This window comes from Achromobacter sp. Marseille-Q4954, assembly GCF_943737025.1.
Taxonomy (GTDB): Bacteria; Pseudomonadota; Gammaproteobacteria; order Burkholderiales; family Burkholderiaceae_B; genus Achromobacter; species Achromobacter bronchisepticus_A.
The window spans coordinates 351683-365281 of the sequence record NZ_CALSFQ010000004.1; the positions used below are offsets into that span (position 1 = coordinate 351683).

15 protein-coding genes are annotated in these 13599 nt (G+C 67.2%); 13 read left to right on the top strand and 2 right to left on the bottom strand.

Annotated elements, in window-relative coordinates:
• The first annotated feature begins 32 nt into the window (after window positions 1–32).
• The 5 genes from NGK62_RS29905 (at window position 33) to NGK62_RS29925 (ending at window position 4454) form a co-directional block, all read left to right on the top strand.
• Complete coding sequence (locus tag NGK62_RS29905; RefSeq protein WP_059379940.1) at window positions 33–1493, top strand: aldehyde dehydrogenase family protein; 1461 nt, start codon at window positions 33–35, stop codon at window positions 1491–1493.
• A gap of 9 nt (window positions 1494–1502) precedes the next feature.
• Window positions 1503–2375, top strand: a complete 873-nt coding sequence (locus NGK62_RS29910) for an intradiol ring-cleavage dioxygenase (RefSeq protein WP_251881731.1) — start codon at window positions 1503–1505, stop codon at window positions 2373–2375.
• Complete coding sequence (locus NGK62_RS29915) at window positions 2350–2712, top strand: Rieske (2Fe-2S) protein (protein WP_118934296.1); 363 nt, start codon at window positions 2350–2352, stop codon at window positions 2710–2712. Before NGK62_RS29910 ends, NGK62_RS29915 begins: the two co-directional genes overlap by 26 nt.
• 126 nt (window positions 2713–2838) lie before the next feature.
• Window positions 2839–4029: an NAD(P)/FAD-dependent oxidoreductase gene (locus tag NGK62_RS29920; RefSeq protein ID WP_118934294.1), complete on the top strand. Its 1191-nt coding sequence runs from the start codon at window positions 2839–2841 to the stop codon at window positions 4027–4029.
• Window positions 4026–4454: a DUF1641 domain-containing protein gene (locus NGK62_RS29925; RefSeq protein ID WP_059379944.1), complete on the top strand. Its 429-nt coding sequence runs from the start codon at window positions 4026–4028 to the stop codon at window positions 4452–4454. The genes NGK62_RS29920 and NGK62_RS29925 overlap by 4 nt, the downstream gene beginning before the upstream one ends.
• A gap of 93 nt (window positions 4455–4547) precedes the next feature.
• Here NGK62_RS29925 and clpB read toward each other — a convergent pair whose 3' ends face one another.
• The gene (gene clpB, locus NGK62_RS29930; protein ID WP_054452508.1) at window positions 4548–7154 is read right to left on the bottom strand and encodes an ATP-dependent chaperone ClpB; all 2607 of its coding nucleotides are present in this window, start codon (window positions 7152–7154) and stop codon (window positions 4548–4550) included.
• Between the two features lie 137 nt (window positions 7155–7291).
• Between clpB and NGK62_RS29935 the strand changes: the two genes are divergently transcribed.
• The 8 genes from NGK62_RS29935 (at window position 7292) to NGK62_RS29970 (ending at window position 13274) form a co-directional block, all read left to right on the top strand.
• Window positions 7292–7726, top strand: a complete 435-nt coding sequence (locus NGK62_RS29935; protein WP_059379945.1) for a gamma-glutamylcyclotransferase family protein — start codon at window positions 7292–7294, stop codon at window positions 7724–7726.
• A 97-nt stretch (window positions 7727–7823) separates the two neighbouring features.
• Window positions 7824–8552, top strand: coding sequence for a helix-turn-helix domain-containing protein (locus NGK62_RS29940; protein ID WP_013394848.1), 729 nt, complete (start codon window positions 7824–7826; stop codon window positions 8550–8552).
• Window positions 8553–8566: 14 nt separating this feature from the next.
• Window positions 8567–9751, top strand: coding sequence for a hypothetical protein (locus NGK62_RS29945; RefSeq protein ID WP_251881733.1), 1185 nt, complete (start codon window positions 8567–8569; stop codon window positions 9749–9751).
• Between the two features lie 162 nt (window positions 9752–9913).
• Entirely contained in the window at window positions 9914–11218 is a 1305-nt protein-coding gene (locus NGK62_RS29950; RefSeq protein ID WP_059379946.1) for an MFS transporter, read from the top strand.
• Window positions 11219–11279: 61 nt separating this feature from the next.
• On the top strand, window positions 11280–11732 hold the full coding sequence (locus tag NGK62_RS29955) for an ArsR/SmtB family transcription factor (RefSeq protein ID WP_251881735.1): 453 nt from the start codon (window positions 11280–11282) through the stop codon (window positions 11730–11732).
• The gene (locus tag NGK62_RS29960) at window positions 11618–12082 is read left to right on the top strand and encodes an SRPBCC family protein (protein WP_251881737.1); all 465 of its coding nucleotides are present in this window, start codon (window positions 11618–11620) and stop codon (window positions 12080–12082) included. The genes NGK62_RS29955 and NGK62_RS29960 overlap by 115 nt, the downstream gene beginning before the upstream one ends.
• A gap of 54 nt (window positions 12083–12136) precedes the next feature.
• Window positions 12137–12838, top strand: coding sequence for a DUF899 domain-containing protein (locus NGK62_RS29965; protein ID WP_059379949.1), 702 nt, complete (start codon window positions 12137–12139; stop codon window positions 12836–12838).
• Entirely contained in the window at window positions 12789–13274 is a 486-nt protein-coding gene (locus tag NGK62_RS29970) for a hypothetical protein (RefSeq protein ID WP_251881739.1), read from the top strand. The genes NGK62_RS29965 and NGK62_RS29970 overlap by 50 nt, the downstream gene beginning before the upstream one ends.
• On the opposite strand, the gene NGK62_RS29975 is transcribed toward NGK62_RS29970, so the two are convergent.
• On the bottom strand, window positions 13255–13590 hold the full coding sequence (locus tag NGK62_RS29975) for a 2Fe-2S iron-sulfur cluster-binding protein (protein ID WP_059379950.1): 336 nt from the start codon (window positions 13588–13590) through the stop codon (window positions 13255–13257). The two genes, NGK62_RS29970 and NGK62_RS29975, sit on opposite strands and share 20 nt — an antisense overlap.
• Window positions 13591–13599 lie beyond the last annotated feature (9 nt).

The following is a 13599-nucleotide window of genomic DNA, read 5'->3' on the forward strand; positions in this document are numbered from 1 at the left end:
CCTCCCTTCCCACTCAACACGTATCCAGAGCCATGCAGAACAAACTCTTTATCGACGGCCGCTTCGTGGACGCGGCCGCAGGCGGCACCATCGACGTGCTCAACCCGCACGACGCGACCCTCATCACCGCCATCGCCGCCGCCGAAGCCGAAGACGTGGACCGCGCCGTAGCGGCCGCGCAACGCGCCTTTCCCGCCTGGTCGCGCATGGCGGCGGCCGAACGCGGACGCCTGCTGCTCAAGCTGGCCGACCTGATCGAAGCCAACGCGGAAGAACTGGCGCAGCTGGAAACGCTGGACACCGGCCATCCGATACGCGACACGCGCGGCCTGGACGTGCCGCGCACCGCCGGCTGCTTCCGTTACTTCGGCGGCATGGCCGACAAGCTGCAGGGCAGCGTCATCCCGGTGGAAGCGGGCTTTCTCAACTACGTGCAGCGCGCCCCCATCGGCGTGGTCGGGCAGATCGTGCCGTGGAACTTCCCGCTGATGTTCACCAGCTGGAAGCTGGGCCCGGCGCTGGCCGCTGGCAATACGGTGGTGCTCAAGCCGTCCGAACTCACCCCGCTGTCGACCCTGCGCATCGCCGAACTGATGGCCCAGGCGGGCTTTCCGGAAGGCGTGGTCAATATGGTCCCCGGCTACGGCCACACCGCTGGCCAACGCCTGGCCGAGCATCCCGGCGTGGGCAAGATCGCCTTCACGGGGTCGACTGCCACCGGCCGCCGCATCGTGCAAGCGTCCCAGGGCAACCTCAAGCGCGTACAGCTGGAACTCGGCGGCAAGGGCGCCAACATCGTATTCGATGACGCCAACCTCGACGCCGCCGTCAATGGCGCGGCCTGGGCCATCTTCCACAACCAGGGCCAGGCCTGCATCGCGGGCTCGCGCCTGATGCTGCATGAGAAGATCGCCGATGCCTTTCTGGAGCGCTTCACGACGCTGGCGAACTCCATCCGGCTGGGCGACCCGCGTTCGCCCGACACCGAAATGGGGCCGTTGACCTCGGCGCAGCATCGCGACAAGGTCCTGTCCTACGTGGGCATCGCCGCCGAACAGGGCGCGCGCCTGCTGGCTGGCGGCAAGGCGCCCGGCGGCGAGCTGGCCCGCGGCTACTACGTCGCGCCCACCATCGTCGAGGCCCGGCCGCAGGACCGCGTCGCGCAGGAAGAAGTCTTCGGCCCTTTCGTCACGGTGCTGCGCTTTGGCAGCGACGAGGAGGCGCTCTCCATCGCCAACGCCACCGACTACGGCCTGGGCAGCGGCTTGTGGACGCGCGACCTGGCGCGCGCCCACAAGCTGGCGGGCGCCATCCATGCCGGCATGTGCTGGATCAATTGCTACAAGCGGGTCAATCCCGGCAGTCCGTTCGGCGGCGTGGGCCAGTCCGGCTATGGACGCGAAATGGGCTTCGAAGCCATGCATGACTACACTGAGGCCAGGTCCGTGTGGGTCAATGTGGACGCCGCCGTGCCGCCGCACTACAAGCGCTGAGGAGCCGCCATGAACCCTGCCATGCCGAACGCCGAAACCGCCTTGACCGACACGGTCGCCGCCGCCTTTGCCCAAACCCCGGATCCCAGGCTGCGCCAGCTGATGCAATCCCTGGTGCGGCATCTGCACGCCTTCGTTGCCGACGTCGAGCCCACCGAGGCCGAATGGATGGCGGCGATCCGGTTCCTGACCGAGACCGGCCAGATCTGTGACGGCGCGGTGCGGCAGGAGTTCATCCTGCTGTCCGACACGCTGGGCGTGTCGATGCTGGTGGACGCGATCAACCACCGCAAGCCGGGCCAGGCCACCGAGAGCACGGTGTTCGGCCCCTTCTACATGGCCGGCATGCCCGAGCGCGCGGCGGGCGAGGACATGGCGCAAACGCCGGGCGAACCCGCGCTGGTGCACGGGACCGTGCGCGACACCGAGGGCCGGCCGCTGGCCGGCGCGGTTCTCGACGTGTGGCAGACGGCCGCCAACGGCATGTACTCGGGCCAGGACCTGAACCAGCCGCACGGCAATCTGCGCGGCCGCTACCGCAGCGGCGAGGACGGCAGTTTCGCGATCCGCAGCATCCTGCCAGTGTCCTATCCGATCCCGGGCGACGGTCCGGTCGGCCGCATGATGGCGGCGACCGGCCGGCACATCTTCCGGCCCGCGCACCTGCATTTCATGATCGACGCGCCGGGGCACCAGCGGCTGGTCACCCACCTGTTCAATGCCGGCGATCCCTATCTCGCGTCGGACGCGGTGTTCGGCGTGAAGCCGTCGCTGGTGCTGCAATACAGCCGGCAGGCCGCCGATTCGGCGATCGGCAAGCGCTATGGCTTCGAGTCGGACTTCCACGAGGGACGCTATGACTTCGTGCTGCCCCGCGCCTGAAGCAGCCGCCGGAGCGGCGCTGTGCCGGATCGAGGACATACCGGATGGGGGATCCCTGACGGCGGCAATCGGCGCGCGGCCGGTGATCCTGCTGCGCCGCGGCCAGGCGGTATGGGCTTACTTGAACCGCTGTCCGCACTTCTCGGTCACGTTGGACGCGGCACATGGCGCCGTCCTCACCTATGACGCTCAGGTGCTGATGTGCGCGCATCACTCGGCCCTGTTCCGCTTCGAGGACGGGCTCTGCATCGAAGGCCCTTGCCAGGGCGCGGCGCTGGATCCGCAGCCGCTGCGCGTGGACGCGGGACGCGTCTACGCGGCCGATTCGAGCCAGTAACCGGCCCGAACCCCAAGCCCACGCGGCAATGGGATATTGATTGAAAGGTTGACGCCGCCGACAACAGTTGTTACACACACAGACGCACTGCACTTGCCCTCAGGATCTCTCCACAAGAGGTGGTTTATGAACAAGCGTATTGTTGTCGTAGGCGGCGGCGTAGGCGGCACCATGCTCGCCAATCAGCTCGCCGGAAAGCTCTACCCCGAAATCAGCCGCGGTGAAGTCTCCATCACGCTGCTCTCGGACACGCCGGATCACTACTACAAACCGGCATTCATGTACGTGGCCTTCAACCTCTTCTTCCAAGAGGAATTGAAACGGCCGGAACGTTCCCTGCTGCGCCCCGAAATCGAGTTCCGCGTCGACAAGGTCACGCGGTTCCACTTCGACCGCCAGGAAGTCGCCACGCAGAGCGGCAAGCGTTACGGCTATGACTACCTGGTCATCGCCACCGGCTGCGTGCCCTCGCCCGAGCGCATCGAAGGCCTGAAGGAAGCCGGAGACCACTTCTACCAGTACGCGCCCGCCAGGCAGCTGGCCGACCGCCTGTCGCGCATCGAGCGCGGGCGGGTGTTCATCAGCGTCACCTTCCCCAAGACGCCCAACGTCCCGCACCAGTGCGGCATCGCGCCGATCGAAACCACGCTGATGCTGGACGACTACCTGCGGCGGCGCGGCGTGCGCGACAAGGTGGAGATCATCTACACCTACCCGACTACCTCGCAGCTGCTGCGCAACTGCCTGTTCCTGCAACGGCCGACCTGCGAAGTGCTGCCCGCCATCTTCGAGCAGAAGGGCATCCAGTTTCAACGCGGCTTCACCTTGTCGCGGGTCGATCCCGACCGGCGCATCGCCTACTCGGAGGAAGGCGGCGAGCAACCCTTCGACATCCTCATGGCCACGCCGCCGATCCGCGCGGTGGACGTGGTGCTGGAGTCCGGCGTGTCGCAAGCCGAGAACAACGAAGGCTGGCTGCCGACCGACCACGAGACGCTGCAGGTCTACGGGCTGCAGAACGTCTACGTCATCGGCGACACCGTCGACCTGCCGGTCAGCAAGGCGGGCGGCTCCTGCCATAACCAGGCGCCAGTCATCGCCAACAACATCGCCGGCGAGATACGGCTGGGCCGTCCGTGCAGCGCCTATGACGGCCGGGTGCAGGCGGTGGCCCAGATGGGGCTGAACGCCGGCATGCCGCTCTGGTACGACTACACCCATGACGTGCTGCCCACGCCGCCCACCAAGCTCGGCGGCCTGCTGCGCCACGGGTTCAACCGCGGCCTGTACTGGGCCGTCGCAAGGGGAATGCTATGAACGCGCCGCACGAAGCAAGCGCCACGCAGGCCGCCGACGCGGCCGCTCCGTTCCTGGGCGGCGGCCCGGGCGCGCGCGCCCTGGCCGACAGGCTGGGCCTGCTGGCCGAAGCGGGACGGCTGGACAACATCGCCGACCTGCTGTCGCTGGCGTCCGACCTGGTGGACCTGCTGGACCAGTCCATGGTGGAAAAGCTGGCGCTGCTGTCGGAACAGGCCAGCAGCGCGGCCTGGACCGCCGCCAACACGCTGCGCGATGCCCACGCGCGCACATTGCAGGAGGCGCGTCCTCCGAGCCTGACAGGCCTCATCGGCCTGATGCGCGATGAGGACACCCGCCGCGGCATGGCCGTGGTGCTGCGGGCGCTGCAAACGCTGGGCCGTCAGATGGCGGCGCAGCGCAAGGACTACGCCGACGCGACCTGAAGGCCCACGTAAAAACCCCCGGAAACTGGATGTCAGTCCAGCTTCCGGGGGTTGTTTTCATGCGCGGCTTGGATCTCGCCGCGCCGGGTCCGTTTACTGCAGGGTCCGCGTAAAGACGAACTGCCCGTCCTGCCAGTCCACCGGCACCACGTCGCGCGGGCCGAAGCGGCCTTCCAGGATCAGGCGCGCCACCGGGTTCTCGATCTGCTGCTGGATCGCGCGCTTCAAGGGGCGCGCGCCGAACACCGGATCGAAGCCGGAGCGGGCCAGTTCCGCCAACGCGGGTTCGCTCACTTCGAGACGCATCTCCTGCTTTTCCAGGCGCTCGCCCAGGCGGCGCAGCTGGATGCGGGCGATGGACTCGATGTGCTGCGCTTCCAGGCCATGGAACACGACGACTTCGTCGATGCGGTTCAGGAACTCGGGGCGCAGGGTCTGCTTGAGCTCGTCCCACACCACTTCCTTGACCACTTCGTACGGCTTGCCGGCCAGGCTCTGGATATGGTGCGAACCCAGGTTGGACGTCATCACGATCACCGTGTTGCGGAAGTCCACCGTACGGCCCTGGCCATCGGTCAGGCGGCCGTCGTCCAGCACCTGCAGCAGCACGTTGAAGACGTCCGGATGGGCCTTTTCGACTTCATCCAGCAACACCACGCTGTACGGCTTGCGGCGCACGGCCTCGGTCAGGTAGCCGCCTTCTTCGTAGCCCACGTATCCCGGCGGCGCGCCGATCAGGCGGGCCACCGAATGCTTCTCCATGAATTCGCTCATGTCGATGCGGATCATGTGCTCTTCGGAATCGAACAGGAACTCGGCCAGCGCGCGCGTCAGCTCGGTCTTGCCCACGCCCGTGGGGCCCAGGAACAGGAAGGAGCCATAGGGGCGCGACGGGTCCGCCAGCCCGGCGCGCGAACGCCGGATGGCATCGGACACCAGGCGCACGGCCTCGTCCTGGCCCACCACGCGCTTGTGCAGGTATTCCTCCATGTGCAGCAGCTTCTCGCGTTCGCCCTGCATCATCTTGGACACCGGAATGCCGGTGGCGCGCGACACGACCTCGGCGATTTCCTCGGCGCCGACGCGGGTGCGCAACAGGCGCGGACGCCCTTCGCCGCCCTCGGCTTCCTCGGCCGCTTCCGCGGCGCCCACTTCGGCCGCCTTCAGGCGCGCTTCCAGGTCAGGCAGCTTGCCGTACTGCAGCTCGGCCAGTTTGTCGAACTGGCCCTTGCGCTGCAGTTCCGCCATTTCGGCGCGCACGCTGTCGATTTCTTCCTTGATGGCCTGCGTGCCTTGCACCGCGGCTTTCTCGGCCTTCCAGATTTCCTCGAAGTCGTTGTACTCGCGTTGCAGCTTTTCGAGTTCGTCCTCGATCACGCCCAGGCGGCGCTTGGAAGCGTCGTCGGATTCCTTCTTGACGGCTTCGCGTTCGATCTTGAGCTGGATGATGCGGCGGTCGAGCTTGTCCATCACTTCCGGCTTGGAATCGATTTCCATGCGGATGCGCGCGCCGGCCTCGTCGATCAGGTCGATGGCCTTGTCGGGCAGGAAGCGGTCGGTGATGTAGCGGTGCGAGAGTTCGGCCGCGGCCACGATGGCCGGGTCGGTGATCTCGACGCCGTGGTGGATTTCATAGCGTTCCTGCAGACCGCGCAGGATGGCGATGGTGGATTCCACGTCGGGTTCGTCGACCAGCACCTTCTGGAAGCGCCGCTCCAGCGCCGCGTCCTTCTCGATGTACTTGCGGTATTCGTCCAGCGTGGTGGCGCCGATGCAGTGCAGCTCGCCGCGCGCCAGCGCGGGCTTGAGCATGTTGCCCGCGTCCATCGCGCCTTCGGCCTTGCCCGCGCCCACCATGGTGTGGAGTTCGTCGATGAAGACGATGTTGCTGCCGTCGTCCAGCGACAGCTCCTTCAGCACGGCCTTCAGGCGTTCTTCGAATTCGCCGCGGAACTTGGCGCCGGCCAGCAGCGCGGCCAGGTCCAGCGACAGCACGCGCTTGCCGCGCAGGGTTTCGGGCACTTCGTCGTTGACGATGCGCTGCGCCAGGCCTTCGACGATGGCGGTCTTGCCGACGCCGGGTTCGCCGATCAGCACGGGGTTGTTCTTGGTGCGGCGCTGCAGGATCTGGATGGTGCGGCGGATTTCGTCGTCGCGCCCGATCACCGGGTCGAGCTTGCCCTGGCGGGCGCGCTCGGTCAGGTCCATGGTGTACTTGGACAGGGCTTCGCGGTTGGATTCGCCTTCCGCGCCGGAGACGTTCTCGCCGCCGCGCACGGCGTCGATCGCGGCCTCCAGGGCCTTTTTCTGCAGACCCGCGTCGCGCAGGATGCGGCCGGCGTCGCCCTTGTCGTCCGCCAGCGCCAGCAGGAACAATTCACTGGCAATATAGGTGTCGCCACGGCGCGCGGCCTCCTTGTCGGTGCGGGTCAGCACCGCCTGCAGATCGCGGCCGACCTGGACGTTGTCGTCGCCCTGCACCTGCGGCAGGGACTTCAGGGCGCTGTCGATGGCCGACTGCACCCGGTTGACGGCCACGCCGGCGCGCGCCAGCAGGCTGCCCGCGCCGCTGTCGGAATCCGACAGCAAGGCGGAGAGCACGTGGATGGGCTCGATGTAGGGATGGTCGTTGCGGGCGGCCAGACTTTGAGCGTCGGCCAGGGCTTGCTGGAACTTGGTAGTCAGTTTGTCGAATCGCATAATGGTCGTTTGGCTTGTTGGGGAGCCTGACCGATACGTGCCGGCTGGCTCGATATCCTGAATATGCGGCCGGATGCGAGAATTTCAACACCCTGCCCGCGCCATGGTTTTTTCGACGTGCAGCAACAACCTGACTTATGAGCATATACGTTTTTGTCTACGGCACCCTACGCGCGGGCGAAATCAATGATCTGGCTCAAGCCGCCGCCCGGCGCGGCCTGCCCGCGGCCCGCCATGTCGGTCCGGCCAGCGTGCCGGGCCGGCTGGTGGATTTCGGCGACTGGCCCGGCCTGATCCCGGCGGACGACGGCCGGCGCGTGCGCGGCGATGTTTTCCAGGTGGAACCGGCCCTGGTGGCGCTGATGGACGAAATCGAAGAGTACGAGCCCGGCAAGCCCTGCTGCTTCGTGCGGCGCGAGGTCGTGGCGCGCCTGGAACCGCCCGCGCAAGCGTCGGAACTGCGCTGCCAGTACTACCCGATAGACCCCGCCCTGCGCGGCGCGGCGGTCGATATTGCCTCCGACGACTGGGTCGCGTACCGCCTTGCCCGCCCTCTCTCGGACGACCCGTAAGACGCCCGTAGTAACAACGGACTACAATACAGCTTGTCTTAAGCTTTATACCCATTCCGGCAACCGTCCGCGCAATGGGCACTATAGAGGTCATCGTATGCAAAAACGGGTCCCCGTTGCCCCTGATGCCGCCCATTGCTCCACATGCATGCTGGGGCATGTGTGCGTGCCCGTGGGCATGGCAGCCGCCGAAGTGGAAAAGCTGGACGAACTGGTCAGGGAACGCGTGCGCCTTGAAAAAGGCAAGCCGCTCTATTCGCTGAACCACCCGCTCGACGCGGTCTACAGCGTGCGCTTCGGCAGCCTCAAGACGCAGTTGGAAGACGCGACCGGCCAGATCCAGGTCACCGGCTTTCATCTGCCCGGCGAAATCGTCGGCATGGACGGCATGCTGGACGGCAAGCACGTCTCGACCGCCGTGGCGCTGGAAGATTCCGAGGTCTGCGTCATCCGCCTGGCCGATATCGACCGGGTCGCGGCCCACCTGCCCTCGTTGCAGCAGCAATTCCGCCGCCTGATGAGCCGCGAGATCAACCGCTCGCACCAGATGCTGGCATCGCTGGGCTCCATGCGCTCCGAGCAGCGCCTGGCCGCGTTCCTGCTGAATCTGTCGCAGCGCTACGCGTCGCTGGGCTATTCCTCCACCGAATTCGTGCTGCGCATGAGCCGCGAGGAAATCGGCAACTATCTCGGCCTGACCCTGGAAACGGTCAGCCGGCTGTTCTCGCGCTTTGCGCGCGACGGCCTCATCAAGATCAACCAGCGCGAGGTCCGCATCCTGGACCTGCCCGCGCTCAAGCAGTTGCTGGGCCAAGAGAGCTGCTGAATCTCCGCCGCGCCATGCGCCGCGCCCTCATCCTCCCCTTGCTTCAAGCGCGGCCGGACCGCATGTGCGGCCTGGCTGCGTTATTCGCCCTGGCGGCGCTCGCGCCGCTGGCCGCGCGCGCCCAGACGCCCCTGCCCGACCCTTACGACTACAGCGAGACCGCACCCGCGCCCAAGCGCGCGGCGCCCTTGCGCTGGCAGTCCGTGGAACTGGGCAAGCCCGGCCACCGCTACAAGATGCCGGTCTACGCCAACCGCGACCTGGCCAAGGACGACCTGCGCAACATCAAGCAGGTCGTGGTCGTGATCCACGGCGTCAAGCGCGATGCCGACCGCTATTACGAATCGGTCGCCGCGCTGCTGGCGCACAACCCGGAACGGGCGCGCGACACCCTGATCCTGGCGCCACGCTTCTCGGGTTCGATCGATTCGGGTTTCGGCGGCATGGCGGCCTGGCGCAAGGCCAGCTGGGAAGAAGGGGAAGACAGCGTGCAGGCCGCGGGACGCCCCGCGCCCGTCAGCTCGTTCCAGGTGCTCGACGACCTGCTGCGCAGCCTGGATGACCGCAAGCGCCTGGCCTCGCTGGCCGGCATCGTGCTGGCTGGCCACTCGGCCGGCGGGCAATTGGTGCAGCGCTACGCGGTGCTGAACAATATCGACGGCACGCTGCGGCGCGACGGGCTGGCGCTGCGCTACGTGGTCGCCAATCCCTCGTCCTACCTGTACCTGAGCAACGAGCGCCCGCGCGCCGACGGCAAGGGCTACGCGCCCTACGAGCGCGGCATCTGCCCCACCTACAACCAGTACAAGTACGGCCCGGACAAGCTGCCTGCGTACTCGCGCGAGACCGACGAATCCAAGCTCTTCGTGCGCTACGCGGCGCGCGACGTCACCTATCTGCTGGGCGGCGCCGACAACAATCCCGAAGACCGCCTGCTGGACAAGACCTGCGGCGCGGAAGCCCAGGGCGCGACCCGGCTGGCCCGCGGCACGGGCTACGCGCAATACGAATACGTGCTGGCCGCCCGCGGCGCCAAACCCGTCGCGCTGCACCGGCGCGCCTTCGAAGTGGCCGGCATCGGCCACAACAGCAAGGGCATGTTCGGTTCGGTCTGCGGCGCGCAGGCGCTGCTGGGCGACGAGGCCAAGGCGGCCGACGGCGCCGCGCCTTGCGAAGTCATCAAGCCGCGCGGCAAGTGAGCCGGCGCGGCCCGGCCTGACAAAAAGCTGAACAAGAAGCGCTATTGATACGCGTGCATTTCCGCGCGCACAGGCGCAACATAACGCAATGCATGTTCCATTCGCGGCCCGCCCGCGATCGCGTGTCCGGCGTCCCCCGACAAACGCACCCGAAGGATGGATATGACACAAGCGCATCTCGACATCCCCGACGCCAAGCGCCGCATCAAGGCGATTTTCATCGGCTCCATGGGCAATCTGGTGGAGTGGTATGACTTCTACGCCTATACCGCTTTCGCGCTGTACTTCGCCCCCGCCTTCTTCCCGTCGCACGACCCGGTGGTCCAGCAACTGAACGCGGCCACGCTGTTCGCGGCCGGCTTCATCGTGCGCCCGCTGGGCGGCTGGCTGTTCGGCCATCTGGCCGACCGCCATGGACGGCGCCTGTCGCTGATGGTGTCGGTGGGGATGATGTGCGTGGGCTCGCTGATCATCGCGGTCACGCCCACCTACGCCACCATCGGCCTGGCCGCGCCCGCGCTGCTGGCCCTGGCGCGCGTGGTCGAAGGCCTGAGCCTGGGCGGCGAGTATGGCGCCAGCGCCACCTACCTGACCGAGATCGCGGACCCCGAGCATCGCGGCTTCTATTCCAGCTTCCAGTACGTCACGCTGATCGGCGGCCAGCTCTGCGCCATCCTGGTGCTGCTGCTGTTGCAGAACGTGTTCCTGACCCACGAGCAGCTGGTGGCATGGGGCTGGCGCATCCCCTTCGTGATCGGCGCCATGCTGGCCATCATCACTGCCCTGATGCGGCGCGACATGCCCGAGACGGACTCCTACAAGGAAGCCCAGAAGGCGCCCAAGCCGCAGACCAGTTCGCTGCGCGGCCTGCTGAAGTATCCGCGCGAAGTCGCGATCGTGGTGGGCCTGACCGCGGGCGGCACGGCGGCGTTCTATACCTTCACCACCTACATGCAGACCTTCGTGCGGCAGACCTCGGGCTTCTCCGACATCGTCACGACCTACATCATCGCCGGGTCGCTGATCTTCGCGCTGATCCTGCAGCCGGTCTATGGCGCGCTGTCCGACAAGATCGGGCGCAAGCCGTTGCTGGTGTTCTTCGGCGTGGCAGGCGCGGCGCTCACGGTGCCCATCCTGATGACGCTGTCGCATACGCGTTCGCCCTTCATGGCCTTCCTGCTGATCTGCGGCGCCTGGGTGTTCACGGCCGGCTATACCTCCATCAACGCGGTAGTGAAGGCGGAGCTCTTCCCCACCAACATCCGCGCCACCGGCGTGGCCGTGCCCTACGCCGTAACGGTGTCGATCTTCGGCGGCACGGCGCCGGCCATCGCCCTGTTCTTCAAACAGCAGGGGCATGAGGAGTGGTTCTACTACTACCTCGCCGGCATCATCTTCCTTTCGCTGCTGGTGTACGCCACCATGCGCGACACCAAGCACCAGTCGGCCATGCACCAGCACGCCTGATTCCTTTCGCGCCAACTTTGTTGCTTGACAGTCCTGCGGCTTCGGCTTAATACTTAACCCTATGGTTAAGTTTAAAGACGATACGCTGGACAGCATCTTTTCGGCGCTGGCCGACGGCACGCGGCGCCGGGTGCTGGCCGACCTGGAACAAGGCGCGGCCTCGGTCAGCGAGCTGGCCCGGCCGCACGCCATGTCCCTGCCCGCTTTCATGAAGCATCTGCGCGTGCTGGAAGACGCCGGCCTGATCGCCCGCGCCAAGGACGGCCGGGTCGTGAACTGCACGCTATCGCCCGAACCCATGCGGGCGGCATCCGACTGGCTGGCCCGCTACGAGAAGTTCTGGAACGGGCAGTTGGATTCGCTGGCGCGGTACCTGTACCACGAGGAAGAGGTCCACCCATGGAAAAACGAAGCACCCGACACGAAGCAGCTCCCATCGAACTCCGGCTCAAACGCCGCTTCGACGCCCCCATCGAACGCGTCTGGCGCGCCTGGACGGACCCGCAAGCGCTGATGCGCTGGTTCGGTCCCGCCGAAACCCGCAAGGTGCTGCGGGCGGAAACCGACGTGCGCGTGGGCGGGGCCTACCAGGTGGGCTTCGCCACCGAGGACGGGCTGGAGCACCACGCCAGCGGCCACTACCGCGAAGTCGAGCCGCAGCGCCGGCTGGTGTTCACCTGGGCCTGGCGCGACACGCCCGCTGAAGTCTCGCTGATCACGTTGGAATTCACCCCTGCCGGCGGCGGCACCGAACTCGCCTTCCTGCAAACCCCGTTCGTCGACCAGGCCACCCGCGACAGCCACCAGCATGGCTGGCTGGGCGCGCTGGAGCGGCTGGCGGCCCATCTGGCGAAGCCGGCCTGAATCCCTGCCGTTCGCCCTATCCGGGCCTGCCGGCCCGATCCAAGGAGACACACGATGCAGACCGATCACCCCGTCGTATCCCGAGCGCAATGGGACATCGCGCGCGAGGCGCTGTTGCGGCGCGAAAAAGAACTGACGCGGGCCCAGGACGCCCTGGCCCGCGAGCGCATGGCCCTGCCCTGGGTCAAGGTGGACAAGCCCTACCGCTTCCAGGGCGCCGCCGGCTCCGTGGATCTGGCCGGACTGTTCCAGGGCAGGAGCCAGCTTATCGTCTACCACTTCATGTTCGGCCCGGACTGGGAGGAAGGCTGCGTGGGCTGCTCGTTCCTGGCCGACCACATGGACAGCGCGATCATGCACCTGCGCCAGCATGACGTGACGGTGGTCGCCGTGTCGCGAGCCCCCTACGCCAAGCTGGAGGCATTCAAGCGACGCATGGGCTGGCAGTTTCCCTGGTACTCGTCCGAGGGCAGCGACTTCAATTTCGACCTGCAGGCTTCCGTACCCAAGGCCGACGGCAGCATGGAGGAAAACTCCGGCGCCAGCGCTTTCTTCCGCGACCCGGACGGCGAAATCTTCCACACCTATTCAAGCTTCTCGCGCGGCGTGGAAAGGCTGGCCGGAGCCTACAACTACCTGGAATTGGCGCCCCTGGGCCGCAACGAGAACGGCCCGCACTTCAACCTGGGCGACTGGGTACGCCACCATGACCGCTACGACGACGCCCGGGCGCACGCCTGCCACGCCTGCGGCTAGGCGCAAGCCCGGCCGCGCCGTCAGCATGGCCTCCGACGCGGCCTTCCTGTGGCTGGCCTGCACCGCGGCCATGGCCGCGGGGTTGTGGGCGGACACGCTGCGCACGCCGGCGGCGCTGCTGGCCAGCCTGTGCGGAGCGTCCGGCGGGCTGCTGGAACAAGCGTGGCGCCATGCGGCCCTGATGCCCGCCAGCAGCGCAGCCATGCTGATTGCCGCGCTATTGCCGCTGCCGGGCGCGCCCCGCATGGCCGCGCGGCTGGCCTGCGCGCTGGCGATGGGACTGGGCATGCTGGCGGGGGCTCAATGGGGCATGGCGGCGGCGCTGGCCGCGGGCGCCGCGCCGTTCGGCGGCATGGCTGCCGGCATGGCGCTGGGAATGGGCCTCGCCACGGCCGCCGCGGCGCTGATTGCAGGCGCTAGCGCCGCGCCCCGGTGAGCGGGCGCGGCTGTGCCTGAGGCGCGGCCTCGATCGGCGCGGCCAGCGGCGCCTGGATTTCCAGGGCCGATTCCGCCCGCGCCACGCAGGGCAGGATCCAGCCCTCTTCCTTTTCGTCGCGCGACAGCCCCGGCCACTCGATGCGGTACGAGATTTCGCCTTCCAGCAACAGGCACATGCAGGCGCGGCAAGTGCCGTTGCGGCACGAGCTGGGCAGCTTGATGCCGGCCGCCTGCGCCGCCAGCAACACGGAGGTATCGGCCGGCGCGTCGAAGCGCAGGCCGGCTGGCAGCACCAGAACGGGAAAAGCGGACATGGCTGGACA

Coding starts and splice junctions, on each gene's coding strand:
- NGK62_RS29905 (WP_059379940.1), top strand. CDS start 33: ATGCAGAACAAACTCTTTATCGACGGCCGCTTCGTGGACGCGGCCGCA.
- NGK62_RS29910 (WP_251881731.1), top strand. CDS start 1,503: ATGAACCCTGCCATGCCGAACGCCGAAACCGCCTTGACCGACACGGTC.
- NGK62_RS29915 (WP_118934296.1), top strand. CDS start 2,350: ATGACTTCGTGCTGCCCCGCGCCTGAAGCAGCCGCCGGAGCGGCGCTG.
- NGK62_RS29920 (WP_118934294.1), top strand. CDS start 2,839: ATGAACAAGCGTATTGTTGTCGTAGGCGGCGGCGTAGGCGGCACCATG.
- NGK62_RS29925 (WP_059379944.1), top strand. CDS start 4,026: ATGAACGCGCCGCACGAAGCAAGCGCCACGCAGGCCGCCGACGCGGCC.
- clpB (WP_054452508.1), bottom strand. CDS start 7,154: ATGCGATTCGACAAACTGACTACCAAGTTCCAGCAAGCCCTGGCCGAC.
- NGK62_RS29935 (WP_059379945.1), top strand. CDS start 7,292: ATGAGCATATACGTTTTTGTCTACGGCACCCTACGCGCGGGCGAAATC.
- NGK62_RS29940 (WP_013394848.1), top strand. CDS start 7,824: ATGCAAAAACGGGTCCCCGTTGCCCCTGATGCCGCCCATTGCTCCACA.
- NGK62_RS29945 (WP_251881733.1), top strand. CDS start 8,567: ATGCGCCGCGCCCTCATCCTCCCCTTGCTTCAAGCGCGGCCGGACCGC.
- NGK62_RS29950 (WP_059379946.1), top strand. CDS start 9,914: ATGACACAAGCGCATCTCGACATCCCCGACGCCAAGCGCCGCATCAAG.
- NGK62_RS29955 (WP_251881735.1), top strand. CDS start 11,280: ATGGTTAAGTTTAAAGACGATACGCTGGACAGCATCTTTTCGGCGCTG.
- NGK62_RS29960 (WP_251881737.1), top strand. CDS start 11,618: ATGGAAAAACGAAGCACCCGACACGAAGCAGCTCCCATCGAACTCCGG.
- NGK62_RS29965 (WP_059379949.1), top strand. CDS start 12,137: ATGCAGACCGATCACCCCGTCGTATCCCGAGCGCAATGGGACATCGCG.
- NGK62_RS29970 (WP_251881739.1), top strand. CDS start 12,789: ATGACCGCTACGACGACGCCCGGGCGCACGCCTGCCACGCCTGCGGCT.
- NGK62_RS29975 (WP_059379950.1), bottom strand. CDS start 13,590: ATGTCCGCTTTTCCCGTTCTGGTGCTGCCAGCCGGCCTGCGCTTCGAC.